The sequence below is a fragment of the Pseudaminobacter soli (ex Li et al. 2025) genome, assembly GCF_003012705.1.
Taxonomy (GTDB): domain Bacteria; phylum Pseudomonadota; class Alphaproteobacteria; order Rhizobiales; family Rhizobiaceae; genus Pseudaminobacter; species Pseudaminobacter soli.
This window is the reverse complement of the sequence record NZ_PXYL01000017.1, coordinates 1-24,076: the sequence shown is the minus strand read 5'-3', so window position 1 is coordinate 24,076 and position 24,076 is coordinate 1. Positions and strand designations below refer to the sequence as shown.

Below are 24,076 nucleotides of genomic sequence, written 5' to 3'. Positions count from 1 at the left end.
ACCTTCGCGCCGCGTCGCCGAACCGGACCTTCGGCATACGACCGGGCTCGCGCCATAAGCCATTGTAGCGGCCTAGCTCGCTGTGTCTGTCTTCAACCTGTTTGGAAGCAGCCATTTCTGTCAGCACCGCCAAGCGAAGGACATCGCATAACCAGGAATGGCAGCCCAATTTCACAGGAGCGACGCGCTACCTGTGGAACCAATTCTCGCCGGACGCATCCAATGGGTGAAAGCGTCGAAAACGGGAGCGACCGATGGACCTGCATTCGCACTTGCTGGACGAAACCGAAGAGAGCGTGCCGGCCACCGCCAGGCGAAATTCAGTGGGAAGCCGCAAGCCACCGCTCGGCCCCATCCGGCCGACACGCATCGATGCGGAAGCCGCGGTGAGGACGCTGATCTGCTGGGCCGGTGACGATCCGGCCCGGCCAGGTCTTCTGGATACGCCCGCCCGCGTAGTGCGCGCCTATGAAGAATGGTTCGGCGGCTACGATCAGGACCCGGTCGCGCTGCTCGAGCGGACCTTCGATGAGATCGGCGACTATGATCAGACGGTCGAACTGCACGACCTTCCGTTCCACTCATTCTGCGAGCACCATATGGCGGCGATCCGCGGCAAGGCGCATATCGCCTACATGCCCGTCAACCGGGTGGTGGGCATTTCCAAATTGGCCCGGGTCGTCGAAGCCTGCGCCCGTCGCCTGCAGATACAGGAACGGCTGACGGACGATATCGCCCGCGCCATCGAGGATGCCCTGCAGCCGGGCGGGGTGGCCGTCGTGCTCGTGGCCGAGCATAGTTGCATGAACTCGCGCGGTGTCCATGCCCACGGCACACATATGGTCACCAAACGCATGCTGGGCGTCTTTGAGACGGACGTCGATCTCAGGCGCGAATTCCTGGCCTCGATCGATCTGTGACGAGTTTCGGGAACCTTTCTTGTCGAGCCCCATCTATTGCAGCGTAAGGAGATTTCTCATGTCGCATGTTCGAAGAGACGCGATCGCAATCGTCGCCGCCGTCGATGATATGGAACTGGTGCGCCGGGCACTCGCGCACGACGGCCGCGCATTTCGCACGATCATGCAGAGGTACAACCAGAGGCTCTACCGGATCGCCCGGGGCGTCATTCCCAACAACAGCGAAGCCGAGGACATCGTTCAGGAAGCCTATGTCCGCGCCTTTGCTCACCTTGGGAGTTTCCGCGGCCAGTCCACGCTTGCGACATGGCTTTCCCGTATCGTGATCAACGAGGCGCTCGGACGCCTGCGCAAGAGGCAGCGCGCGGCGCTATTCGCAAGATCCGGCAATCGGGCGGCCGAAGCCCAGGTCATCCAGTTCCCCCTCAACACAGGCTTAGACGATCCGGAGCGGACGATGGCGCAGCGGCAGATCCTGCAACTTGTCGAACGGGCGACCGACAACCTCCCCGATCAGTACCGGACCGTCTTCATCGCTCGGGTGATCGAAGGCCTGAGCATCGAAGAGACCTCGGAACTGCTCGATGTGCGCCCCGAGACTGTCAAGACCCGGCTGCATCGCGCCCGCGCGCTCGTGCGCAAGGAGTTGGACGCGCAGATCGGTCCCGTGCTGCTGGACGCGTTCCCGTTCGCGGGCCGGCGCTGCGAACGCCTGACCGCGGCGGTGATGAAGCGGCTCGCCTTGCCGGATTGATTTTTCCGGGAACGTTTCCCGCCACGCCGCATCCAATGGTCGTCAACTGAATATTGCCGGTGCCGCTCCGCGCGCCCGGGAGAAGGAGGTTCTCATGCTTATGCGTCCGATTGCGGCTTTGGCCGCGCTTTGTCTGCTCGGCGCCGCGCCTTTGGCCCAGGCCGCCGACAAGCCCAGCGATCCGCAGATCGCCCACATCGCCTATACCGCGGGCGTGATTGACGTCGAGGCGGCGAAGCAGGCCATCGCGAAATCCAAGAACAAGGATGTTGTGGCTTTTGCCAAGGACATGGTGCGCGACCACGAAGCCGTGAACGCGCAGGCGCTTGCTTTGGTCAAGAAGCTCAAGGTCACTCCCCAAGACAATGACACCAGCAAGGCATTGACCAAGGCCGCCGCCAGGGAGCGCGACAAACTCGCCAAGCTGGATGGTGCGGCTTTCGACAAGGCCTATGTCGAAAACGAGGTGGCCTACCACAAGCAGGTGAACGGCGCGCTCGAAAACTTGCTGATCCCGTCGGCGAGCAACGCTGAACTGAAGAGCCTGCTCGAAACCGGCCTGAAGGTATTCCAGGGCCACCAGCAGCATGCGGAGCACGTCGCCGCTGAACTCAAGTGAGGATCGGGCCATGTTATCGAAGCGGCATCTGCGGCGCACTGTTGCGCTGGCGTTGAGCCTGGGTGCGTTGCCGGCCCAGGCGGAAACCATACAGGTCACGATCGAAAAAATGGCGTTTTCGCCGGCAGACATCAAAGTGAAGGTCGGTGACACCATCGAATGGGTCAACAAGGATATCCTGGCTCATACCGCCACGGTAGAGGGCGGCTGGGACGTGATGATCCCGGCGAAAAAGACGGCAAGCATGGTCCTGGGGACGGCAAACGCGGTTGACTATTACTGCCGCTTCCACCCCAACATGAAGGGTCGCATCACCGTGACTGCGCCGTAGCCGCCGGTTTGCAACGCAGGATCGCGGCGGGTGAGCCGCGATCCTGCAATTTGGGAGTCGCGTCCGTGTCCAGCGATGTTGCACCACCCAAAACCGCGTTTGTCCTTGCCGGCGGCGGCAGCTTCGGCGCCATTCAGGTTGGCATGCTGCGTTCACTCGCCAGCCGCGGCATCGTCGCCGACATGGTCGTCGGCTCGAGTGTCGGCGCGCTGAACGGAGCCTATTATGCCGGCGACCCCACGATCGAAGGCGTTCGGCGGCTGGAGACCATCTGGCGCGGCTTGCGGCGGCGCGATGTGTTTCCTCTGCGGTTGAGGACGACGGTCGGATTCCTGTACCGGCGGGATTTCCTCGTCACGTCCGATGCATTGCGCCGGCTCGTCGAGCGGAACCTCGCTTATCGCAATCTGGAGGAAGCGAAAATCCCGGTGCATATCGTCACGACCGATGTTCTAACGGGCGGCTGTGTCGTGCTGTCGGCGGGGCCGGCCGCGCAGGCGATCATAGCAAGCGCCGCAATACCGGCAGCTTTCGCACCGGTCCGTTTCAACAACCTCTATCTTGCCGACGGCGCCGTATCGAGCAACACGCCGGTCAAGGTGGCGGTCGCGCGTGGCGCGCGGCGGCTGATCGTCCTGCCCACCGGATACGCCTGCGCACTCGACAAGCCGCCGGTGGGAGCGGTCGCCAGCGCGCTGCATGCGCTAACCTTGCTGATCACGCGGCAATTGGTGGCGGAACTGGAAGCTCTCGATGACAGCATCGACTTCTTTGTGGTTCCGCCGCTTTGCCCGCTCGTCGGATCACCCTATGACTTCTCCCACACGAGCGAGTTGATCGAGTGGGCCGCCAAGAGCACCGACGCCTGGTTCGCAGCAGGCGGTTTCGAACGCCCCGGTGTCCTTACGCAGTTGAGCATCCACCGGCACATGCGCCAGACGAACGAACCAGCTAGGGACATTCTCAGCGGCGCAGCGAACAACAGCCCGTAAGCAATCCACGGTCTCTTTGACCACACGGCAGTGCACACACTGTGAATATGTTCTCGAATTGGCTTCGTCACCGAGAGCTTGAAATGACAAAAGCCCGCTCCAGCGAACCGGAACGGGCCTTTTCCTTTGGAGAGGACGGTCCAACTCTCGCAGACCAAGCAGAGAAATTACCGTCAAATGAACTTCCCGTCATGTCAGGTTAAACAGTGGCATATCAAAGTAAATTCCCCAACGCGGAGGCCGAGTGGCAATTCAATGAAAGTAGTGCGCACAGATGCAATCTATCGAGTGAGCTTTCGGTCTCGCCACAATGAAATAGCCCGCCTCGTTGGGGGACGAGACGGGCTACATGGGCGAAGATGGCTACCGTTAACGTCGTCAAATTATCTCAGAACCAAATGCAGATCATGTCGGGGAAAACGGTGGCGCCGCGACACCTGCTGCCTTCATCTCCGAGTTGATCCGAGCCGCCAGCGAGGTGCCCACACTCACTGTCGGGCTGTTGCATGAGATCAGCGTTTCAGCCACTCCCGTGCAGCCTCGGTCATGGCAGCCGTGAGAGCATCGGCCCATGGCGAGGAGCGTGAAGCCGTCCCGCGTCATGTCGAAGGCACCGTAGGCTTGGCCGTTCTGCGGGTGCAGATAGGGGGCCTGCGCAAAACTGCGCACACCCTGCTCGATGAGTTCGTCAATCGACCGAATAACGTCGCGGTGGTTCTTGCCGAAGAACTCGGCCACGACCGGGCTGTTGGCGAAGACCTGTCCGTCCTTGGTGGTGACGATGGGGACGAGGGTGGTAAGAGCGGAAGGGAAACGGCGGTGCGACTGGACGCTGTTGGTAATCAAAGCGGGGGCCACGGAGGGACTCGCGCGTTGCCGTTTAGTCGATTGCCGCCTCGGAATCTTGCTGAAAAATAGCCCGGCCCCTCAGCGGGGATTGTAGGTGCGATCCAGGCCGTTGAGCCACTTGGACAACGCCTTGGCGTCCCCCTCGGGAAGCCTGTAGAGCAGCACGAAGTTGCCATCGAGATTGAGTTCGACAGGCCCACCTGTGGAGCTGTCGAGCACGTTCCAGAGGCCGTCCTCGGTGACCGTGATGTGGTATCGCGAGATGCTGTCCATGGGGAATACTAACCCCATCTCAGCGGCTCAGGGAAGGCCATGGAGAGGCTTCGGGCTCTTTCGAGGCACACCCTCATGGAGGCCAGGAGGCAACCAGAGGAGGCTCTACGAGTCCTGGGCGATTGTCTGGGCGAAGACCTCGGGCAGCGGCATGGCGGTAATCGGACAAATCATGTTCTTGCGAGGGTGGAGCGGTCAACTGAGGCCATCAGATCCGTGCGACATCTTTTCTGCAAGGGCGAATGCCAGAAAGACCAAGAGCAGGACGATCTGCACACCACACAACAACAAGATCTTGGTGACGTTTAGATTGGGGATGTCGAGCGACATTTCGAGCAGATTGATGGCGGAGATCACGGCGATGGTCCCGGAGAATTTCGTTTTCAGACCGGCGAAACTCAGGCTGCTGAACCAGCTTTTCTCGGAAACCTCGTTGGAGGGCTGTACGAAATTGGCGTAGCCAGACAGCATGACCATGACGATGAGGCCCGCCACCAGCGTGGCGTCGATCAATCCGAGGGCCCTCAGGACGGCATCGATGTCGTCCATATAAGGGATGTCAAGAAGGAATGACGCGAGCTTGCGCAGGAAAATGATCGAAAAGCCGACAAGTGAGAGCGCCAGCCCGCCATAAAAGACAATCAGAAACCAGCGGAACCGAGCCAGGATGCCGAAAAAAGATGACGCCCTCATGGGAGTTGCCTTTCATGTGCCGCAGCTGGCCAAAGGATCCTATCCATGCCTTCGTGCCGAAACGGGGCCATTCGTTGATTGTCAGGAGCCAGATCACAACCACCAGATCGTGCAAGGAGTTCAAATATGACGACACGGCGAGGCTTTTTGAAGAGGGGACTGCTTGTCTCCGGAGGAGCGTTTGCAGCCGGTGTGCTGTTCCCAGCTTATCGGCCCAGGCACGTGCAGCAGCCACCGTGGTAAGCTTCCTGCATCACCTGGGCGAACAGTTCGGGCAGCGGCATGCTTTGCCGGTCATCAGCATGAGCGGTCTTGCGGGCTTCCTCGTTCAGGAGGTAGCCGCCCGTCTTGCGGATGGAGGGGAGGACTTCGCGGGTCACCCAGTCCTGGAACTTGTGGGCCTCGGACTTGGTGGAGCGGAGGACTAGCTTGTAGAACCCGCTCTCGGAGACCACCGTGAGGCCTCTGCCTTTAAGTGAGGATTTTCCACACTTACGGACAACCTGAAATTCATCCGAGGCAAGGTAATTGAGACGCTTGCCGTGCTTGGCCACGTCGAGGGCGCGGCGGATGTCAGCATCAGCGAACCATGGCTCGCCCGCTATCAACATGAGCCGCAGCTCAATGCCGCCGAAGTCGAAGGCGTTGAACCGCGCCGGGTTTGCCGGAGGCTGGTTGGTTTAAGTTATGCGTCCAAGGCTGGCTCGTCCAGCATGGCGTAATGTTGCTCCTCGGCTTCGGCTGGCGGAATGTTGCCGATGGGCTCCAGAAGCCGTCGATGGTTGAACCAGTCGACCCATTCCAAGGTGGCGAATTCAACCGCTTCGAAGCTGCGCCATGGGCCGCGCCGATGGATGACCTCGGCCTTGTAGAGGCCATTGATCGTTTCGGTGAGGGCGTTGTCGTAAGAGTCGCCGACGCTTCCGACGGAAGGCTCGATGCCTGCCTCGGCCAGTCGCTCCGAATACTTGATCGACACGTATTGAACGCCCCTGTCCGAGTGGTGAATTAGGCCGCCGCCATGAACGGGACGCCGCTCATGAAGCGCCTGTTCCAAGGCATCGAGGACGAACCCGGCATGCGCCGTCCGGCTCACCCGCCAGCCGACAATCCGGCGCGCGAAGGCGTCGATGACGAAGGCCACATAGACGAAGCCTTGCCAAGTGGCCACATAGGTGAAATCCGAAACCCAGAGCCTGTTCGGCGCAGGAGCCTTGAACTGGCGGTTCACCCGATCGAGCGGGCTGGGAGCCGTTTTGTCCGGGATCGTCGTGCGGATCGGCTTGCCCCGGAATATCCCCTGAAGTCCCATCGGGCGCGGACCGACAACCGATCCACGTCCAGGCGTTTGGCAACGTTCTCGTAGTAGGTTCCTCAGCCATCCTGACGACGTGACGGCGCTGATGAAAGGCATCGACCTCTGCCGCCAAATCGGCAACGCACCTGCGCTCGCCCCGTGGGTGAAGCGCGAGGTGGCGCCGGGACGCGGTCTGGACGACAAGGCGAAGGCCGACTTCGTGCGCAACGGCGCGACGACCTTCTTCCACCAGGTCGGCACGTGCCGCATGGGTGCGGACGACGCTTCCGTGGTGGATGCCAAACTAAAGCTGCGTGGAATGGAGGGGTTGCGGATGGCAGACGGCTCGATCATGCCGAAGATATAGAGTTGCGCCACAATGGCGAGCTGCGTCTTCATCGGCGAGCGGATGGCCGATATCCTGTTGGACACAGAATGAGGTCACCGCTATTTGATCTCTCGCATGAGCAGGAACGACGCACTTTGATGCGTCGTTCCTGACTTCGCAGATCTCCGCGATCATCGAACGGCTTGACCTAATTGGTCCCGGATTGGGCAAGGTCCGCTATTGAGAAATGCCATCAACGTCATGCAACTGGCGGGACCTCGTCCGTGGCGCTGGCACCAGCGATGTCCGCTTCTGGAGGACTGGGGCGGCCGGCGGAATGACCGACATGAGCGCGTTGCCGCCCGGCAGGTTTGGGGCCGAAACGGGTCAGTCCGCTTTCGGGCGAAATCATCTGAAAGCAGCCATTCCGTTCACGACCCCATATTGGCCATTTGGAGTGCTACCGTCACCACCCGAAACTTGCATTCGTTCGACTTTGCCAACCGGCAAAGCTGAGCCTAGAAACGGATGGTCATGATGGCCATGTTGCGACACGAGCGTTGCTCGCACCGGTAGTCCTCGGAGCGCGCAGCAACGCGATCAGCGTATCCAGAGGCAGAGACCTCGTGGCACGTTGCATTCTAAACAGACAAGATCGCCCAAGAGGCGGCAATGCTTTCACGATGGCGCCCCGTGAATGATCTCTACGACGGACAACTCTGAGGAGCGGAAATTCGACGCCCTTCTCAATTCGATCACACCCGGCAACGTCTATTTCGTGACCGGCAGGAACGGGTCTGGCAACTGAGCATCAATGATCCGTGGGGCTTCACGAGCGAGCGAACGCCAGCAGGGGGCCGTAGTCGCCTGCGTCGGCGGCTTTGAGCGCCGCGATATACTCTTTTCGGGTTGCGGACGGATCGACGAGATTGATCTGTCCCCAGGTGAACCGCGGCTGACCGAGTTCGATCGCAAGCAGGTCGCCGATCATGCGCGAGAAGCGGCCATTCCCGTTGGGATAGGGATGGATCGCAACGACTCGGTGGCTGAAACGGATCGCGATTTCCACCGCCGGAAACGTCGAGTGCTCGACCCAATATTTCGCGTCGTCGATCGCCTGATAATATTCAACCGGAATACGATAGGCATCGATGCCGATATTGCGCGCCGTCGTGCGATACGTGCCGGCCCACTTCCACACATCGCCATACATCTGCTTGTGCAGTTCGTTCAGGAAGCCTTGGTCGAGCACCTTGCGCTTTCGCCGCCCGACCCAGCGAACGGCGTCGGCGATGTTGGCGAGCTCCGCCTCGTTCAGCTCGTCGCGCATCGTGATGTAGGAAGGAATGAGCTGTTCCCGCTCCTCGGGTTCGAGCGGCGTGTTCCCGTCGTCGTCACCCTCAAAAAGCGGATCGCTCATTCCTTGTCCCACAGCTTCCGCGAAAAGTACGCGAGGTAGTCCGCCACGATGCGGCGCTTTTGCCCTTCAAGGTCCTCCACATTCACCGCCTGGTTTTCGAGACGCATCGTGTGATTGAGATGCGCAAGTTCGTTCCTCACTTTGCGCTCGGCCTGATCATAGAGAATGTCGTCGAGGGGCTTGGTCGGGACAAAAGCATAGACGAACTGACAGTCGAGCGCTTCGGCTGTCTCGCGTAAGGTCTTTAGGGTGATCGCGCCCGTGGCTTCCGCTTTCTCGATAGCCGTCACCCGGGAGGGGGCCACGCCCATGCGCTCGGCGAGCTGGCGTGTTGTCATGCCCAAGGCCTCCCGAATGGCTTTCGTCCAGCCACGCGATGGCGTCACAATGCGCTCGGCTCTCAAGGGAGAAAGCCGCTTATCGAGGTTCTTTCTGGCGAGCCTGGATTGCTTTTCGCTCATATATAGGTGTCCATTTCGGGCGCAAACTAACATATATATGTGAGCAGAACAATCTATTCCGCTCACTCATGTATGATCAGTTTTCCACATCACGCTCATACATATATGAGCAACATACTGCCAACGGCGCGGAGCGCGATACCTGCAATCGCTCGCCGAGTGCCTGGGACCGACGGCAGATTCCTCAACGAGCTGTCGAAGGGATGCTCAGCCCACTTGGGGACGGCGAGCAGGCCCGAACGGTTCTCACCGTTGCGAGTGTTTTATGGTTAGCGGTTGCCGGTTACGCCGCCACGGTCGCGGACAACACTCGCCCCGACAACGAGGCAAATACCACCGCGGAAGACTTCGCTTCTTCCTTTTCCGCACCGCTGGCGTCTGGGTGGGCACGACGATGCCTACTGGCCGCGGCCAGCCGCCGGCCTCCTCGCCGAACTGCAATCTAACGAGAACGGGCTTTCCTGCCCAGCTGCGCGAGAACGCGTCGGCAAATATGGTCGAATACGGTCGGACAGGCATCACGCAGCACGGCACTTGCCGCCTTTGCACGGCAGTTCCGCAGCCCGCTGGTGCTGATCCTGATGTTCGCGGCAAAGATGCCCACCATTGTAGCTGGGTCAACGAGGCCGCCATTATCGATGCGATAGTGCTGGCAAGCTGCATTTTGAGCTTCACCCAGGAGTAAATCTATGGCCCTGAAGGCGCGCACGCCGTGGCCGACAACGGCGTGAGAAGCTAATGCCAATTAGTTTCAGTGCGCCATCAGCAGCGGCAGCGGGCAATCGCCGAGGAACGACCTGGTGACACCGCCCAGAATGGCCTCCCGCAGCCAGGAATGGACGAATGCGCCCATGACCAGCATGTCCATGGCTTCGCTGGCGGCAAAGCGGCGGATCAAATCAGCCGCATCGCCAGCCTTTCCGGAAAGGGCAGCGAGCTCGCAGCCTATGCCATGTCGCGCGAGATAGGTTTTCAAGCCGGCGCCCGGCGTCATCTGCGACAGGTCCTTTTCGCCGGTCACCGTCAGCGCCGTCACCTTGTCGGCGAGCGTCAGAAACGGCATCGCCTCCTTCACGGCACGCCCCGAGCGCGCACTTCCGTCCCAGGCGATCAGGATGCGACGCGGCGGCTGCAGGGCACCCTGCGCCGGAACGATGAGCAGCGGCCGTCCGGAGTCGAACAGCGCGCTTTCAATCGCGTTCCGGGCCGGCGCATTGTCCGGTCCTGCCGCGTCCAGAACCGTCAGGTCGTGAACGCGCGCCGCATGCAGGAAGGGAACCGGACCGTGCCCGGGCGAAGACGCATAGTCGGCGAACAGTCCAACACCAGCTCCGGCAATCAATTCTCGGGCCGCCTGGAGGGTCGAGCGCGACAGTTCCTCGGACCGTGCCGTCTCTCGCTCCTCCCAGTCCAATGCCGCGGTCGAACTGAGTTGCGCCGGAGAGTCGACCGCCGGCGCGAAGACATAGAGCGAGAGCTCGAAGCCGTCTCGGGCCGCGAGCGCCGTGGCGTATCTCAATGCCGAGGTCCCTTCGAAGTCCGCCTGCGCGGATATGCCGGCCAGCATGCACGTCAGGGAAGCAAGGTTGGCGCCACCGCTTTCAGGTTCCATGCTGCTCAAACTCCCACAAGGCTACTGCAGGCATCATCGTCAGCCGTGCCCTGTTGCAAGTAGCGACAGGGCTCACTTGAAAGTAGCGCGGCTCCGACTGGCTTCCAGCCGGTTTTGAGCAGGGGCGCTCCTACAAATAATCCCAGCTAACCATATACTTCAAAGAGCCTGGAGCAGCAGGAGCTTGTGAAGCGCCGGCTCGGGACGAGCCAGTCAACGCGGCCCAGCCTCGCTTCGGCTAGAAAAGTCGAGGAGTGTGAGGCGATGTACAACCATATTCTCATTCCCACGGACGGGTCTCCGCTCTCTTCGGTCGCGACCGAAAAGAGCTTGGCTTTTGCCAGGGACGCCGGCGCCAAGGTCACGGTTCTGACGGTGGTCGAGCCATTCCGTGTTTTCTCGACCGAGAGCAAGCAGCTCTCCAAGACAAAGGAGGAATACGAGCGGCTGTCGCGCGAAGAGGCGTCGAAGTATCTTACGGAAGCCGAGCTGAAGGCAAAGACCCTGGGCGTGCCTTGCCAAGCGCTCATGGTGCTGAGCGACCAGCCCTACAAGGCCATCATTGAAATCGCGACCGACAATGGCTGCGACCTGATTGCCATGGCCTCACACGGTCGCAAGGTCGCGTCCGCGCTGCTGCTGGGCAGCGAGACCGTGAAGGTGCTGACCCATTCCACCATCCCGGTGCTGGTTTACAGGTAGCCGGCTCGCCGAAGCAGCGACGTCGGGAGTGCGGAACAAATGCGCAGCTGAAACGTGATCGGACACTGGTCAGGCGGCAGGGCTTCAGATGACGCATTTGGCCGAGAAGGTGAAGTTCCTCAGCGACCCGTCGTCCTATGGCGGCGCGACCCGGCGTGTCGAAGCCCGCGAGACCCACATGTCGTGGGTCTTCCTGACCGACAGCCGCGTCTACAAGCTCAAGAAACCGGTCAGATATCCATTCCTCGATTTCAGCAGCCTACCGCGGCGGTTCTACTTTTGCCGCGAGGAGCTGAAGCTCAACAGCCGTCTGGCGGAGAACACCTATCTTGCCGTGGTTGCGCTTCGCTGCGACGAAACGGGACACATGTCGCTGTCCGGCGCGGGACACATCATCGACTGGCTGGTAGAGATGCGCCGGCTGCCGGCATCGGACATGCTGGATGCGCGCATCCGGCACGGCAGCGCAACGCGCCACGAAATCGAACGGGTGGGCGACCGGCTGGTCGACTTCTACGCCCGCTGTCCGCGCGAGCTTGGAGCGGGCGAAACCTATGTGCGCTATCTTGCCGGGGAGCAATTGATCAACCGCCGCATACTCGGCCGGCCAGAACTGGGATTACCTGGACTCGGGCAGAGCGCACTCGACAAGGTGGACCATGCGCTGGAGCAACTCGGGCCTGCCATCGAAGAGCGTGTCCGCCGCGGCACTATCGTCGAAGGGCATGGCGACCTGCGTCCGGAGCATATCTGCCTCACCGATCCGCCACAGATTATCGACTGCCTCGAATTCAACCATACGATGCGCATCGTCGATCCCTATGACGAGGTGAACTATCTGGGGATCGAATGCGACGTGCTTGGCGCGACATGGATCCGGCCGTTGCTGCGCAGGATGCTGGAGCGGGGCATCGGCAACGCGCCCGATGCCCCGCTGCTTGCGCTCTATGGCGGCTTCCGCGCGCTGTTGCGGGCCCGGCTGTGCGTCGCTCATCTTTTGGAACACCCGGTGCGGCATGGCGAAAAATGGCACCCGCTTGCGATCCGCTACGTCGCGGCAGCCGACGCGCAATGCCTCAATCTTCCATCCCCAGCAGGTCGCCGATCGAACCGTGCGTATGGAGACGTCTGACCGCTTCTCCGATCAGCGGCCCCACCGGCAGGACATCGATCCGTGCCTGCGGGAAGTTCATGACTGCTTCCGAGGCCGCGGCGACGCTGTCGGTGACCAGGATGCGATCGAGCGCGAGGCTTTCGAACAACTGCTCGACCCCGGCACCGAAAAGCCCGTGCGTGGCCACGGCATGAACGCTTTCGGCGCCCCGGTCACGGCAGGCTTCGGCCGCGCGCAGGATGGTGCCGCCGGTGTTGATCATGTCGTCGACGATGAAGACGGCCGCCCCCTTCACGTCGCCGGCGAACAAATCGCCCGAGACGACGCCGCGGCTGCGCCGCTTTTCCATGAAGCCGAAGCTCGTGGTCAGCCCGGTATCGGCCTCGAAGGCCTCTTTCAGGAGTTGCACCCGCTTCATGCCTCCGCCATCGGGCGAGAAGAACACCACAGGCAGGCTGTCCGCGAGGGAACGAATTTCCGGGCAAAAGAGCCGGCGCGCGTCGAGATGCACGGTCTCGCAGCGGAAGGCGTTCTGGAAGGCAGCGAAATTGTGCACCTCGAGGCCGACCACCCGACCGGTCCCGACGGCTTCGAATAACTGGGCGATGTAGCGCGTAGTGATCGGATCGCGGGCCTTGGTCTGGCGATCCTTCCGGGCGTAGGCGAGATATGGAACCAGGGCGGTGACCCGGCTCGCCCCGTTGTCGCGGCAGGTGGCAATGAAGAACAGAAGCTTGCAGAGCTTGTCGTTCACCGAAGAACCGGGGCTTTCGGCGAGACTGTGCAGGACGTACACATCCTCGCCGCGCACGCTGACCATGGGCCGCGCCTTGTGTTCGCCGTCCTCGAAATCCCGCTCCTCGCATGGGTCGAGTTCGGTCCACAGTGCGCGCGCAACGGAAGCACCAAGGATTTCCGAGCCCTTCAGCGCGAACAGCTTCATAAACCCCTTATACCACATCCAGCCCGGAGATTGATTGGGCCACTTCGGCCTGAGCTGGACAGAATTACCTAACCGCACCGGGCACCCACCCGCCCCCCCACAGCGGCAGGCGGGCTTTCCCTGACTTGCGCGGAAGGCTTCCACCCCGCGACCATAGGCACAGCGTCGCGAGGGATGCCGACAATGAAGAAAGAGATTTTCGGGCTGTTCGTCTTGCTGGCAGCTGCCTTTCCGGCCTGCATCCTGGCCGCCCAGGAGAGGCCAAACGGACAAGAGGAGTTCCGGACCTATTGCGCCAGCTGCCACGGCATCAGCGGTCGCGGCAACGGGATCATGGCTGAACTGTTGGTGAAGAAGCCGGCCGACCTGACCGTGCTTGCCAAAAACAATGGCGGTCGTTTCCCACAAGACAAGGTCATTGCGACGATCGACGGACGCGTTGAAGTGGCGGGGCATGGGGCGCGGGAGATGCCGGTATGGGGCAAGATATTTCGTAGCGACCACGAAGCCACCAACAGCGCCGTTAGCGCCGAGGACCGGATCCTTGCTCTCGCCTATTACATCCGCAGCATTCAGCAGCGTTGACGCGCAATCTCATTCCGTAGGTCGGCAGCTTGTCGCGTCATTCCCTGGCCTCCCGACCTGACATCTGCTCCACGAGGATACGGAAAAAGACGTGCGATGAATCGCGGGACGGCGGCTGTTCGAACGGCTTCAAGGCTCCCGGCTCCCACCAGTCGTAGTGCTTGCTCAGCACCGACCAAGCATGCTCGCGAACGACCTTGTGGCCGATCTCGTCCGGCAGTTCCTCGTAGTGGCCCTCGGCCACCACGCTTTTCCATGCCTTTCCCGCGCCTTGCTGCTTCACGAAAACGGAAACGCGCGGATTGGCCCGCATCCATTCGATCTTCTTGCCGGGCATCGAGAAGGCATAGACGTGGCCATCGGAATAGGCGTAGTGGATCGGAACGACGTAAGGCTGATCGTCCTTCGTACAAGCCAGGAAGGCGACCCGATTTCCGGCAAGCAGGTCCGTGCATTCGAAACCCGACAATGTGCGGATATGCATCGTGGCTCTCCTCGTTCGATGGCGCTGATCCGGTGTCCTGCGGCCGGAGCTGCCCATGGCTACCGTCATGCCGGCTTGTTGCCCCGGAGGGACAAGAGAACGGCTAGCGAGTTGAGCCACTGCGCTCGCTTAACGCGCCCTACGCGGGCACATCTTCGTGTCAGACGCCCGTCGTCTCCCGCGAGGCAGTGGGCATTCTTGTTTGATTTCCCATTCATCAAGATATGCGGCCAGCTTCCTGCGAAGTTCCGTTTCGGCTGTGTGATTTTTCGCGACATCCTGTGCGAGAAAACGTTCAGCGGCAGTTTCCTTGGCATGGTTACGGAATGTTTGGGATTCGCGCACTTCAGCTATAAGGCGGCTGATCATGTTCGAGTTGGAAGACATGATGTCCTCCTTTGGTCGGGGCTAGGGACGTTGGCCCAAAATCGACACCGCCTAAAGTGCCGACTAGTGATCATGCGCCCTATGATACACAGAGTCGACGAGAATGCTGTCCTCACGCTAGTTCCGGTAGCTGGCAGGAAAAGCATCGTCTCATCCGAGACGGCGAGCCTGGAGCATCAGTATTGTCTCAGCGTGCCAGGAACAAGGGTAGCGTGATCTTTTCGATCATCGCTCTGGTTACGCCGCCGAAGATCCTTTCGCGCATGCGCGAGTGGCCATAGGCCCCCATGACTACAATGTCGGCGGCGATGTCGCCGGCGTGCCGCCGCAGCACATCGGCAACGGCGATACCCGCACTTGGAAGCCTGTCGACAATGACGTTGATGTCGTGACGCGCCAGATAGGCGGCGATATCCGCGCCGGGTTCGGGGCCGTCCCGTCCGGTCGTCGCTTCCGGATCGACGATGGTGACATGCACCTGATCGGCCTTGCGCATGATGTCGAGCGCCTCGTGGGCCGCTCTCACCGCGGCAAGACGCGAATCCCAGGCCAGCAACACGGTCTTCGGGTGCAGCGCCGACGTCCATTGTCCAGGCAGGATGAGAAGCGGCTTGCCGGATGTGAACAGCGCCCCGTCTATGGCGCGACTTCTCAACTCGCCTTCACTCAGAAGATCCGGCCCGATAACGGCGAGGTCGGCATAGCGGGCGCGTTCGCCGATGATCAAATCGGCCCAGGCCATTTCGGTATACTCCCGATCGAGGTCGGCGGAGACCGGGATCTTGGCGATCAGGCTTTCGACCTGCTCACTGCATTCGCCCAGCTTGACCAGGTCGTTCTCGCGCTCCTCGCGCCATGGATCGGAGAGGACGGCCGCATAACCTCCGATCGGTGGCGGAGACGCTAGCGCGACGACGAGAATGCTGAGATGCGCGCCGGCATCGGCACAGAGGTCGGCTGCAATCTGCAGATCGGTTTCGAACCTGTTGACGCCGATGACGCTGAAAACGGTCTTCACCCACATTGAAGCGGTTCCTTTTGATCCTGCACGGAATCCTCAATTAGAGCCCGAGCGCGAATTTTCCCGCCCTGGCAACGCGAGGGGCAGCCACCGGCTTGATCCGCGTCAAGGCGCCTTGCGCGCCTATATCTATACTGGCGAGCGCAAGGCAGTCCGGGAGAAGCGCCATGTCCTACAAATCCATCTTCGTGAACATCGACATCGACTGCGCCGCCGTTGGCCCCATCGTCGGCTATGCTGCAGCATTGGCAAGAGATTTCGATGCCCATCTGACGGGATTATGCGGCACCGACATCCCGCTGCCGGTGGTTGCGGCAGACGGCATGGTGTTCGACGGTGAGGCGATGGTCGTCGAACGCAAGGAGATAGAAGCACGCCACAAGGAGCTTGAAGCCGAATTCGACAAGGCCCTATCGGGCGTCGCAGTGAAATCGCAAATGGGAGTCCTCGGTCTTCGATCCGACGCAATTTCTGGCAGACGCAGCGCGAACAGCCGACCTGATCTGGTCTGCCCCCTGAAAAGTGGTCCTCCCCGAAGTAGGCTCTTGAGCCGTTGTGAAGTGCACCCCGTATTTGGGCCAGCGGGAGCTGGAATTTTCCGGGGTTAAGGCTCATGCCGGCGGGGATGCCGGCGAGCCGTTCATGAGCGAAATCGGCGGCTTGTTGCCGATCGCGCTGTGTGGCCGGACCTCATTGTAGTCTCTACGCCATTCCTCCATTTTCGCGCGGGCATCGTCAAGGCTCATGAACCAGTGCGTGTTCAGGCACTCTGACCTGAACTTGCCATTGAACGACTCAATGAAGCTGTTGTCCGTCGGCTTGCCCGGCCGCGAGAAGTCGAGCGTAACGCCTTTCTGATAGGCCCACAGGTCGAGATCGCGGCTGACGAACTCCGAGCCCTGGTCGACCCGTATGGTCTTCGGATAGCCGACATTGCCGCAGATCCGCTCAAGCGTCAGCACGACATCTTCCCCGCGGTAACTGAACCGCGGATCGACGGCCGGCGAGAACCGGGAATAGGTATCGACGATGGTCAGGATCCGGATCTTGCGACCGGTGGCCAGTTGGTCGTGGACAAAGTCCATGGCCCAGGTCTCGTTGATCTGGACGGCTGCGGTGCGATCCTGACGCAGCTTCGCCTTAACCCGACGTTTGGGGGCCTTGTTGCGCAATTGCAGCCCCATCTCCTTGTAAAGACGATAGATCCGCTTCGGGTTCACCGCCCAGCCGTCCCGGCGCAGCAGAACGTGCACGCGGCGATAGCCGTAGCGTACGCGGGTCTCGCAGATCTCCTTGATCCGTTGCTTCAGGTCGGCCTGACCGCCGCGCTTGGACTTGTAGACATAGAGCGAACGGTCGATCCGCAGCGTCGCGCAGGCACGCCTGGCCGACACTTTCCATTCGCGCCGCAGCCTGTCGACAAGGTCACGCTTGCGGGCAGGCCTCAGAGCTTTTTTGACAGCACATCCTGAAGCATGGCCTTGTCGAGCGACAGATCGGCCACGATCCGCTTCAGCTTGGCATTCTCCTCCTCGAGCTGACGCAGACGTCGCATCTCCGAGGGCATCAGCCCGGCGTATTTCTTGCGCCAGTTATAAAAAGTCGCGTCGCTGATGCCCGCCTTCCGGCAGACTTCAGCCACCGGCGCGCCATCCGCGGCCTGCTTCAAGACAAAGGCGATCTGCGCCTCCGTGAACTTCGATGCTTTCATGGAACTCTCCCTCTCCCGACACCGGGATCATAAGTGGAAAATTCCAATTCAAACTGGTCCAATTCTGCGGGGGCACGTCAGATGCCCTGCTCAATAGTGACAGGCTCTCTGAGGTTAGCAACGAGTTCGAGCAGATGAGAGCCAAAATTCGAGAGGCACTTATTCAGCACGTTGAGCAGCATGCTAGACCAGAGCAACCCATCGAACTGCCAGGGCCTCAATGAACGCCCACGGCCGGCAAGCGGTAACAGTGTGAACCTTGGAGGGTTCTATGTGGCTTTTCGCCGTATTTATGGGATGGGCTGTCTTTACATTCGCCATCCAGAAAATCTGGAACGTGAAACGGGAGAAACTTGCGCGGAAGTAGGGAGGCTATAGAAAGTTCGCATGGGGAACAGGCTCTGGATACGTACATATAGATTGGAAAAATAAGGAAATTCCGGAATCATTTCGCGCTGAGTACAACAAAGTGATGCCACTTTATTCGATTTGCGCTGGGCTTTCCTCTACGATTTTGGTTGTGCTTACAATTCTGATTGTTCTTGTACAATAGGAACTTAATATCGGTGAGGTGGTCGCTCGGCGACAAGGAGAGCCGACGACACAGTCTTGGCCGGGCAGGTGCCGGATATGGAGTGAGAGCCATGAAGCAATCGAGGTTCAGAACGCCAAGCGGTCTGGCACTCATCCTCGTGGCCTGCCTCGGCAGCTGCAGCATGGCGCGTGCTGAAGACCACCACCACGACGCACTCGCTCCATTGCCGCTGCACCTCGATGACTACGACGCGTTCGTACAGAAACTGGCTGCCGAAGTGGACGGCAACGAAGCCGCGATGGCTGCGAAACTCCGCACCCTGGGATTTAGCTGCACCCAGGTCTCCAAATCCGTTGCGCTCGAATGTGTGCGATTTGGCTGTAAGAAGGGAATCATTGGAGGTTCTCTCCTCCAATGGACGGTGAGCAGGTCCGTTATGGGAATTGCAGAGACCGCCTTCCACGGTGCAGCTATCAACTACTCGTGGGTGGTCGGCTGCTATCCCTTGAATGAAATCGAGGAAGCTCAGCAACGCTTCCTTTCTCGCTACGGCCAAAGCCAGTGACAGAGTTTGGATGATTGCGACTGTCCTTACGGGATATGCTTCTATGCGCTGATTAACAAACCGGGGACATTTGGTGCGCTTCTGTTCGGCATTGTCGAGTGTATTGCTGGGCCTTTTGGCGTCGATTTCTGCCGCCCAAGCCGCCGTCACCATCGAAAGGCTGGCTGACGCCGGACCGCAAACCATCCTTGTAATTCGGGGCCAGTTTGAATTCGCAGACAAGGTAGACTTGCTTGCGTCGGAAGTTGCGGCATCGGGCGCGCACTTCGTTACTTCGACAGCAATGGTGGAAACGTACACGCGGCGTGGCGCGACCACGACCTTCTGCATCGTGCCCCGCGATGTCTGCTTCTGGGCGGAGAAAAACTTTGCCTGTATGGCCGACATTGGGCGCGATGCTGACTGGCAGCCTTGGGGCGTATGCGAACCGTCCGGTTCTGGGACGGTGCCGCCAGAATGCGGCCATTCCGCTATCGCAAGGGAGGCTGCGGAGCCCGCCAAGGGCTCCAGGAAGAACGAGCGCCGCGCCCCGTCAGGGGGAAAGCGGCCAAATTCCAAGCCTGAAACGCAAAAAGGAGCCCGCCGCCTCGGGTGAGACGACAGGCTCGACTGGCGTCGATCGAGAAGGCGCCAGTGCCGTAGCAGGAATGCAGACCAAACGCGTCGCGATCGTTGATGTTCCATCGGCCCTGTTGCCTGGGCATTTGATGCTGCGGCACGGAGTACTAAACCGTAGACGCCATATCGTGGCCCGACGTGGTCGACAAGGTCTTGACGGACTTGGGCGATTTAGACGCAAAAGCCCGCCCCGGAGACCGAGGCGGGCTGTTTCCGGCCAGTTCTGACAGGCGCACGCTTGTAGGATAGCGGGCGAGGGCGCCGAGTTGCGTTACTCGCCGCCGCCTTCCTCTGCGATCCACTCTCGAGCTTCGTGTGCGGCAAGCATCGCCACGAAGCGCAGCCGCGCCTTTTGCTTGTCATCGAGGGTCTTGTAGAGCGGCTCCCAGGCATCGGCGTATTGCTTTAGTCCGTTGGCCCGCTGCGCCATGTTGTTGGCGCGATTACGCAGGATATCGAAGAAATCGGGCTGATCGCTGCGCATCTTTTGCAGGTTTTCGATGCGATCGCGCCGGACTTCGGCCCGCGCCCTTATAGCCGACTCAACTGCTGGCCACAATTTTTGCTGCTCCGGCGTCAATTGCAACGCCGCTTTGATCAGGTCGATCCGTACATCGGTTAATTCCTTCCAGTCGTTCGAAGCTCCCTGCGCATCCGTGGGCGCAGCGGTTTGCGCATAGGCTAACGTCGACGAACTGATAAGAAGGGCCGTGACCCCTACAATTGCTGCTCTAAGCATCGTGATCTCCATTTGCTAAGCAATGCAGGCAGCGCTCAACGCTTGGTCGGGCGTCCGTTCCGGGAGCGGTGCCAAATTTCGCCCTGCCCCGGCGGCTGCCCACCTGCAACCTGGATTTGCGGCGTGTTGCATCTGAGGTCACCGATGGTAGCAAGCCGGACAACATCCAAAAGGTGATAGGAGCAGAAAGGCAGAAGGCTTAAAGGAAACGGCGCCGCAAGCGGCGCCGTCTCTATTCCGTTGAACCGTTAAGCCCGTACATCAAAAAGGCGAAACGCATTGAACACGCGGTCCAAACCTGGGCTGGAATGTGTTGTCGGCAGCGCTATACGTCCGAAAGCGACCAAAGCACCAGGCGACATGCGCAGTCGTCAACACCGGGGTCGTCGCAACCGGCGCCGCCGCATAAGTGGTGGCCGCGCCGAAGAGTGGCAGGCCAAAGCCAAAGAAGCCACCGCCTCCCCAGTTGTTGTTCCAGTTGTTGTTCCAGTAATTGTTGCGCCAGCCGCCGGCACCGATGCCGTACCAGCCGCCAGTGTAGTTGGGGCCGCCCATGCCGTAGAAGCCACCGCCGCCACCAAAGCTGTGGATGGCACCGCTGCCACCAAAGCCGTGGAAGCCGCCACGCCAGTAGTTGCCGCGCCAGCCGACGGGGGCGACACCGCGCCAGCCGCCGCGCCAGTAGTTACCACGCCAGCCGACGCCACCAATACCGTACCGGCCGCCACGCCAGTAGTTGCCGCGCCAGCCGACACCACCGATACCGTATCGACCGCCACGCCAGTAGTTGCCGCGCCAGCCGACGCCACCGATACCGTATCGGCCGCCACGCCAGTAGTTGCCACGCCAGCCGCCGGCACCGATACCGTACCGACCGCCACGCCAGTTATTGCCGCGCCAGCCGCCTCCGCCGATACCGTACCGGCCGCCGCCACGCAGGTAGGTGGCACGATCGCCGCCGCCGCGATCGCCGCCGCGGATAAGCTGCACGCTACCGCCAAGATCTCCGGGATTGCGCAACAGAACGGCCGACTGCAGGCCACCCTGGTCGCAACTTCCAGCGGCGCAGGTGAGATTCCAAATGGTGCCATCGGTCGTCGGTTGCGCTGGAGGCGTATGGAACGCCTCGTCGGCCGCGGCGACTTTCGGAGCAATGTTTGGATTGAAGGCAGGAATAGCCATCGCCGACGCTGTAAATCCTGACAGCACGCCAATGGTCAGCATCCCCGAACATGCGAGTGTTGAGAGATAGCGTCTCATTGTCCTTCTCCAACGGAAATCGTCCGCTCGGCCATAGCCTGCGGTGATCGTGGGGAAGATCGGCCTCTACGCGATAACCGTGAGGGCTGGCCCCAAATCGGACGTTTGGAGTGAACGCATCGCAAAGGGGATAGTTCCCCCGGACTGGCTTTTCCGGAGGCGGTTCATGAGGATATCGCCCGCCCGGAGACCGAGGCGAGCCGTTCAGATGGGCGAAAATGGCTCATTCGCAATTGCAGTTTAGCTCCGACAGAGTTGTCGGTCATGTCAGGGGAAACAGAAGCTCCGGCACGAAGAAAACCCCGCCTCGGAGACTGATGCGGGCTATCATCGCGCGAAGATGTTTCGTTCAGGCGTGGAGCGGCTTGCCTCCGCTGTCGTCTCGGCCAGGTCAGGTCGAATGGAGTGGTTTCCTCAATCCCCAGACGCGCGGCATTGGCCGCCGCCGCGTCCACGGTGGGTTGATCGTACATGGCGTGCCCTTCCCGCCGTGAGGTGTGATTGCAGGAGGTTGGATTTTGCGGTCTTCTCGCACCAGCCGACCGAGTTTCCTCAAATTCTGGCTGACGCGCACTGCCCTGATCGTCGCTTCGGGCGTAGGGCGTATCGAGGAACTTCTCAATGCCCTGTCAGAACCAGCGTCTGGATCGGCAGAAGAATCGCTTGCAGGCGCAAAACCATGGCATGTACCAATCCGACCGTATCGATCATATGCAGGACGAACCAGCGCGGGGTGCTCAGGTTCCCGTGCTCCAACTCGTCATGGTTGCTTGTATAGGCGTTGGCGATGCAACTGCTGCCCGGAGGAATGTCGTCGAGTTGTCCCTCGTAGAGCGGCTCCAGATAGGTGGTCAGCGTTCCTTCACGTGCCATCTGCTGCACATCGACGAGCTGATCCGTCGGGCGGACTTGGCCGGCGGCAATGACAGACTGGACCTCGGTCACGACCATCGGAATGATGGTGAAAGGCTTGCCGATGCAAGTCGCTTCGGCAATCATCCCTTGCCTGATGACCTGGGACTCGATCTGGCCGAAGCCTGCGACCAGAGCTACGCGGCGATTGTCGGGTATCAGGATGCCGGCAGAGCGGATCAACGGATTGACGATATCGCCCGGCCGTAGCGCAAACTGCTGAACTGTTCCTGCCGTGCCGGCGCGGACAACAGTCTTTTCCAGCTCCACCTGCGCCTGCGCCAATTCCGCTTCTGCGCTCGCTTTCTGCGCCGGCAGGAGCGAGGAGATTTTGGTTTCCAACGTCGTTTTGTTCGCTATCGCCGCGGCTACTCCGCCCTTTTTTGATTCTGTCGCGACTTGGAGCTTCTCGATCTCACGCCTGGCCACGACGTTCGGATTGCGCTTGTTCAGTTCGACCTTCGTCTCATATTCATCTACGGCCTGTTGATAGGCACCTTCGGCCTGCGTGATCAAACCATCGGCTTCCGCCAGTTCGGTTTCCGTCACACTTGTCTCGGCATCTATTTCTGCCACGCGTCGCCGGGCGGTTTCGACGGCGGCCTTTTGCTTCGCGTCGTCCAGTCGGAATAGTGGAGCGCCTTCCGCCACCTTGTCGTTGGTGCCGACATAGACCTCCGCGACGCGGCCGTTCGTTTGCGGCAGGATGGTGACGGTGCGGAAGATGGCCGTGACGTTGCTGGTGGAAGGGTGGAAAAAGAAGATCGCCGTGATCAGCGAAAGCGTGAGGATCACGCAAGCGGTAATGCCCCACCGCAGCTCGAACCACATCGAATAGAGGTTGATCTCTTGCCCAATTCTCTTGCCCTGGACATAGCGGCGGAAGAGATAGTCCGGAAAGATCGTAAGCAGGGAGCAGATCATGAATTCAAGCATGGCTCATCCCCTGCGCTCGGAAAGTTCGTCGCCAGGAGCGGGGTCGCGTTCGACCGGCGACACCTGAGGTTCGGTCTGGAGAGCGTGCGGCTTTTGAGACTCCGTCTGGGCGGCATGGGCTGTTGCGGGCGTCCCCTGGGCTTCCGTCGGCAACGGCTCGGGCGGCGGGGTGCCTTGGCCGGCAATCCTCCGAAGCGATCTGGCAATTGAGTTCATGGGACTTGAAAAGTCCGGAAACTCAATCAGTGCCAGGAGCAGTGCCGCGATCCAGAAGAGATGGTTGTGCGTAAACAGAGCAATCAGCGCCAGCACGGCAACCAGCTGTAGCTGCCGCTTGCTGGCACCATGCGCCATGTGCTCGGGAAGGGCGTGAAGCCGAAAGTACAGGACTCCGACCAGGAAGATGATCACCAGAATGAATATGGCCATCACGACGAGGAGAACATCCGTCTGCCCTGGCGCGGTGATGAATATGGGCAGATGATCCACTGCCGCTGGATGCAACGACTGCGCCATGTCTGAGCTCCCCTTTCAAGAGCAGCAAGCACTTGGCCGTCAAAACGCCTGACACTGAAGCAAGCGGAGAATAGGTGGGCTTCGACCCCGGTCGAGATCGCGAGGCACCTTTGGGCTTACCCCTAGCTTCGCGCTTCGCTCCGCAGTCGTTCCTCGATCCAATTATATAGGAAGAACGTCCAAGGAAGTGCGGCGTGCCTCACGATATTTTTGCTGCGGCGCACATGAGCGCAAGCGGGCGTTCCAGAGCGACGTAGTGAATGTCTCGACCTGACCGAGTGCACTGCCCATCCAGGCCTTGAGCGTCCCGAAGGGGTCCTCGACGGTCTGCGCCAAATTTCGGCCCAAAGCGACGTCTGAGTACTAGCTAGACTAGCACTACTTTGGCAGAATGGAATTTGGGCTTTGAAAGTGACGTCGACAGTGCGGACATCGGATCTGTGCTGTCGGTATAGCGAGTGCGTTGATGACCGCCCTGCGCACGGCTGGCAAGGTCGGC

The 24,076-nt window shown here is 60.5% G+C and carries 30 protein-coding genes and 1 pseudogene; 14 read left to right on the top strand and 17 right to left on the bottom strand.

Going from position 1 to position 24,076, the window contains the following annotated elements; genetic code table 11:
- Nucleotides 1-254: 254 nt before the first annotated feature.
- From folE to C7I85_RS23945, 5 genes are all read left to right on the top strand, one after another.
- The gene (gene folE, locus C7I85_RS23965; RefSeq protein WP_106726538.1) at nt 255-920 is read left to right on the top strand and encodes a GTP cyclohydrolase I FolE; all 666 of its coding nucleotides are present in this window, start codon (nt 255-257) and stop codon (nt 918-920) included.
- A gap of 58 nt (nt 921-978) precedes the next feature.
- Nucleotides 979-1,674, top strand: a complete 696-nt coding sequence (locus C7I85_RS23960) for an RNA polymerase sigma factor (RefSeq protein ID WP_106726537.1) — start codon at nt 979-981, stop codon at nt 1,672-1,674.
- A gap of 94 nt (nt 1,675-1,768) precedes the next feature.
- Nucleotides 1,769-2,293 carry a DUF4142 domain-containing protein gene (locus C7I85_RS23955; protein ID WP_106726536.1) on the top strand — a complete coding sequence of 175 codons (525 nt, stop codon included), beginning with the start codon at nt 1,769-1,771 and terminating at the stop codon, nt 2,291-2,293.
- A gap of 10 nt (nt 2,294-2,303) precedes the next feature.
- Nucleotides 2,304-2,624 carry a cupredoxin domain-containing protein gene (locus tag C7I85_RS23950; RefSeq protein ID WP_106726535.1) on the top strand — a complete coding sequence of 107 codons (321 nt, stop codon included), beginning with the start codon at nt 2,304-2,306 and terminating at the stop codon, nt 2,622-2,624.
- Between the two features lie 65 nt (nt 2,625-2,689).
- A complete protein-coding gene (locus C7I85_RS23945) occupies nt 2,690-3,616 on the top strand; it encodes a patatin-like phospholipase family protein (RefSeq protein WP_245445079.1) in 927 nt (308 codons plus the stop codon).
- Between the two features lie 405 nt (nt 3,617-4,021).
- Here the strand turns inward: C7I85_RS23945 and C7I85_RS23940 are convergent, their stop codons facing one another.
- The 3 genes from C7I85_RS23940 to C7I85_RS23930 form a co-directional block, all read right to left on the bottom strand.
- Nucleotides 4,022-4,474 carry a Rha family transcriptional regulator gene (locus C7I85_RS23940; protein ID WP_245445078.1) on the bottom strand — a complete coding sequence of 151 codons (453 nt, stop codon included), beginning with the start codon at nt 4,472-4,474 and terminating at the stop codon, nt 4,022-4,024.
- Nucleotides 4,475-4,543: 69 nt separating this feature from the next.
- Nucleotides 4,544-4,738 (bottom strand): hypothetical protein, encoded by a 195-nt coding sequence (locus C7I85_RS23935; RefSeq protein ID WP_106726534.1) that lies wholly within the window; start codon nt 4,736-4,738, stop codon nt 4,544-4,546.
- A 195-nt stretch (nt 4,739-4,933) separates the two neighbouring features.
- A complete protein-coding gene (locus C7I85_RS23930; RefSeq protein WP_106726533.1) occupies nt 4,934-5,431 on the bottom strand; it encodes a YqhA family protein in 498 nt (165 codons plus the stop codon).
- Between the two features lie 126 nt (nt 5,432-5,557).
- Here C7I85_RS23930 and C7I85_RS32330 point away from each other — a divergent pair, with 126 nt between their 5' ends.
- Nucleotides 5,558-5,674 (top strand): twin-arginine translocation signal domain-containing protein, encoded by a 117-nt coding sequence (locus C7I85_RS32330; RefSeq protein WP_146148936.1) that lies wholly within the window; start codon nt 5,558-5,560, stop codon nt 5,672-5,674.
- Here the strand turns inward: C7I85_RS32330 and C7I85_RS23925 are convergent.
- Both C7I85_RS23925 and C7I85_RS23920 read right to left on the bottom strand, forming a co-directional pair.
- A complete protein-coding gene (locus C7I85_RS23925; protein WP_106726532.1) occupies nt 5,638-6,042 on the bottom strand; it encodes a BRO-N domain-containing protein in 405 nt (134 codons plus the stop codon). The genes C7I85_RS32330 and C7I85_RS23925 overlap by 37 nt on opposite strands.
- Nucleotides 6,043-6,116: 74 nt before the next feature.
- A pseudogene (locus C7I85_RS23920) lies at nt 6,117-6,749 on the bottom strand (IS3 family transposase); the annotation flags it as partial.
- 85 nt (nt 6,750-6,834) lie between these two features.
- Here C7I85_RS23920 and C7I85_RS23915 point away from each other — a divergent pair.
- Nucleotides 6,835-7,095, top strand: coding sequence for a GMC oxidoreductase (locus tag C7I85_RS23915; RefSeq protein WP_245445077.1), 261 nt, complete (start codon nt 6,835-6,837; stop codon nt 7,093-7,095).
- A 790-nt stretch (nt 7,096-7,885) separates the two neighbouring features.
- Here the strand turns inward: C7I85_RS23915 and C7I85_RS23910 are convergent.
- Nucleotides 7,886-8,476 carry a mobile mystery protein B gene (locus tag C7I85_RS23910; protein ID WP_106726530.1) on the bottom strand — a complete coding sequence of 197 codons (591 nt, stop codon included), beginning with the start codon at nt 8,474-8,476 and terminating at the stop codon, nt 7,886-7,888.
- The gene (locus C7I85_RS23905) at nt 8,473-8,937 is read right to left on the bottom strand and encodes a mobile mystery protein A (RefSeq protein ID WP_106726529.1); all 465 of its coding nucleotides are present in this window, start codon (nt 8,935-8,937) and stop codon (nt 8,473-8,475) included. The genes C7I85_RS23910 and C7I85_RS23905 overlap by 4 nt, the downstream gene beginning before the upstream one ends.
- A 461-nt stretch (nt 8,938-9,398) precedes the next feature.
- Between C7I85_RS23905 and C7I85_RS32325 the strand changes: the two genes are divergently transcribed.
- On the top strand, nt 9,399-9,584 hold the full coding sequence (locus C7I85_RS32325; RefSeq protein WP_146148945.1) for a cation-transporting P-type ATPase: 186 nt from the start codon (nt 9,399-9,401) through the stop codon (nt 9,582-9,584).
- Nucleotides 9,585-9,688: 104 nt separating this feature from the next.
- Here C7I85_RS32325 and C7I85_RS23890 read toward each other — a convergent pair whose 3' ends face one another.
- Entirely contained in the window at nt 9,689-10,549 is an 861-nt protein-coding gene (locus C7I85_RS23890) for a universal stress protein (protein ID WP_245445076.1), read from the bottom strand.
- A 264-nt stretch (nt 10,550-10,813) separates the two neighbouring features.
- Here C7I85_RS23890 and C7I85_RS23885 point away from each other — a divergent pair, with 264 nt between their 5' ends.
- Nucleotides 10,814-11,251 (top strand): universal stress protein, encoded by a 438-nt coding sequence (locus tag C7I85_RS23885; RefSeq protein ID WP_106726527.1) that lies wholly within the window; start codon nt 10,814-10,816, stop codon nt 11,249-11,251.
- A gap of 88 nt (nt 11,252-11,339) precedes the next feature.
- The gene (locus C7I85_RS23880) at nt 11,340-12,383 is read left to right on the top strand and encodes a hypothetical protein (RefSeq protein WP_106726526.1); all 1,044 of its coding nucleotides are present in this window, start codon (nt 11,340-11,342) and stop codon (nt 12,381-12,383) included.
- On the opposite strand, the gene C7I85_RS23875 is transcribed toward C7I85_RS23880, so the two are convergent.
- The gene (locus C7I85_RS23875) at nt 12,328-13,452 is read right to left on the bottom strand and encodes a ribose-phosphate diphosphokinase (protein WP_245445075.1); all 1,125 of its coding nucleotides are present in this window, start codon (nt 13,450-13,452) and stop codon (nt 12,328-12,330) included. The genes C7I85_RS23880 and C7I85_RS23875 overlap by 56 nt on opposite strands.
- Nucleotides 13,453-13,491: 39 nt before the next feature.
- On the opposite strand from C7I85_RS23875, the gene C7I85_RS23870 reads away from it, so the two are divergent.
- On the top strand, nt 13,492-13,893 hold the full coding sequence (locus tag C7I85_RS23870; protein ID WP_245445074.1) for a c-type cytochrome: 402 nt from the start codon (nt 13,492-13,494) through the stop codon (nt 13,891-13,893).
- Nucleotides 13,894-13,930: 37 nt separating this feature from the next.
- Here the strand turns inward: C7I85_RS23870 and C7I85_RS23865 are convergent, their stop codons facing one another.
- From C7I85_RS23865 to C7I85_RS23860, 3 genes are all read right to left on the bottom strand, one after another.
- On the bottom strand, nt 13,931-14,377 hold the full coding sequence (locus C7I85_RS23865) for a pyridoxamine 5'-phosphate oxidase family protein (protein ID WP_106726524.1): 447 nt from the start codon (nt 14,375-14,377) through the stop codon (nt 13,931-13,933).
- Nucleotides 14,378-14,506: 129 nt separating this feature from the next.
- A complete protein-coding gene (locus C7I85_RS30635) occupies nt 14,507-14,764 on the bottom strand; it encodes a hypothetical protein (protein WP_146148935.1) in 258 nt (85 codons plus the stop codon).
- 187 nt (nt 14,765-14,951) lie between these two features.
- Nucleotides 14,952-15,788, bottom strand: coding sequence for a universal stress protein (locus C7I85_RS23860; RefSeq protein WP_106726523.1), 837 nt, complete (start codon nt 15,786-15,788; stop codon nt 14,952-14,954).
- A gap of 164 nt (nt 15,789-15,952) precedes the next feature.
- Here C7I85_RS23860 and C7I85_RS23855 point away from each other — a divergent pair, with 164 nt between their 5' ends.
- Nucleotides 15,953-16,393 (top strand): hypothetical protein, encoded by a 441-nt coding sequence (locus C7I85_RS23855; RefSeq protein WP_106726522.1) that lies wholly within the window; start codon nt 15,953-15,955, stop codon nt 16,391-16,393.
- A 3-nt stretch (nt 16,394-16,396) separates the two neighbouring features.
- On the opposite strand, the gene C7I85_RS23850 is transcribed toward C7I85_RS23855, so the two are convergent.
- Nucleotides 16,397-17,496 (bottom strand): IS3 family transposase gene (locus C7I85_RS23850; RefSeq protein ID WP_106726521.1). Its coding sequence is split into 2 segments (ribosomal slippage): nt 16,397-17,244 and nt 17,244-17,496, totalling 1,101 coding nucleotides; the frame shifts between segments, so codons are not numbered across the junction.
- Between the two features lie 644 nt (nt 17,497-18,140).
- Between C7I85_RS23850 and C7I85_RS23845 the strand changes: the two genes are divergently transcribed.
- Entirely contained in the window at nt 18,141-18,596 is a 456-nt protein-coding gene (locus C7I85_RS23845) for a hypothetical protein (protein WP_106726520.1), read from the top strand.
- Nucleotides 18,597-18,669: 73 nt separating this feature from the next.
- A complete protein-coding gene (locus tag C7I85_RS23840) occupies nt 18,670-19,191 on the top strand; it encodes a hypothetical protein (protein ID WP_146148934.1) in 522 nt (173 codons plus the stop codon).
- A 294-nt stretch (nt 19,192-19,485) separates the two neighbouring features.
- On the opposite strand, the gene C7I85_RS23835 is transcribed toward C7I85_RS23840, so the two are convergent.
- From C7I85_RS23835 to C7I85_RS23820, 4 genes are all read right to left on the bottom strand, one after another.
- Complete coding sequence (locus C7I85_RS23835; RefSeq protein ID WP_181257333.1) at nt 19,486-19,953, bottom strand: Spy/CpxP family protein refolding chaperone; 468 nt, start codon at nt 19,951-19,953, stop codon at nt 19,486-19,488.
- A 261-nt stretch (nt 19,954-20,214) separates the two neighbouring features.
- The gene (locus C7I85_RS23830; protein ID WP_146148933.1) at nt 20,215-21,213 is read right to left on the bottom strand and encodes a BA14K family protein; all 999 of its coding nucleotides are present in this window, start codon (nt 21,211-21,213) and stop codon (nt 20,215-20,217) included.
- Nucleotides 21,214-21,831: 618 nt separating this feature from the next.
- Nucleotides 21,832-23,061, bottom strand: coding sequence for an HlyD family secretion protein (locus tag C7I85_RS23825; RefSeq protein ID WP_106726516.1), 1,230 nt, complete (start codon nt 23,059-23,061; stop codon nt 21,832-21,834).
- A 3-nt stretch (nt 23,062-23,064) separates the two neighbouring features.
- Nucleotides 23,065-23,577 carry a hypothetical protein gene (locus C7I85_RS23820; RefSeq protein WP_106726515.1) on the bottom strand — a complete coding sequence of 171 codons (513 nt, stop codon included), beginning with the start codon at nt 23,575-23,577 and terminating at the stop codon, nt 23,065-23,067.
- Nucleotides 23,578-24,076: the final 499 nt, after the last annotated feature.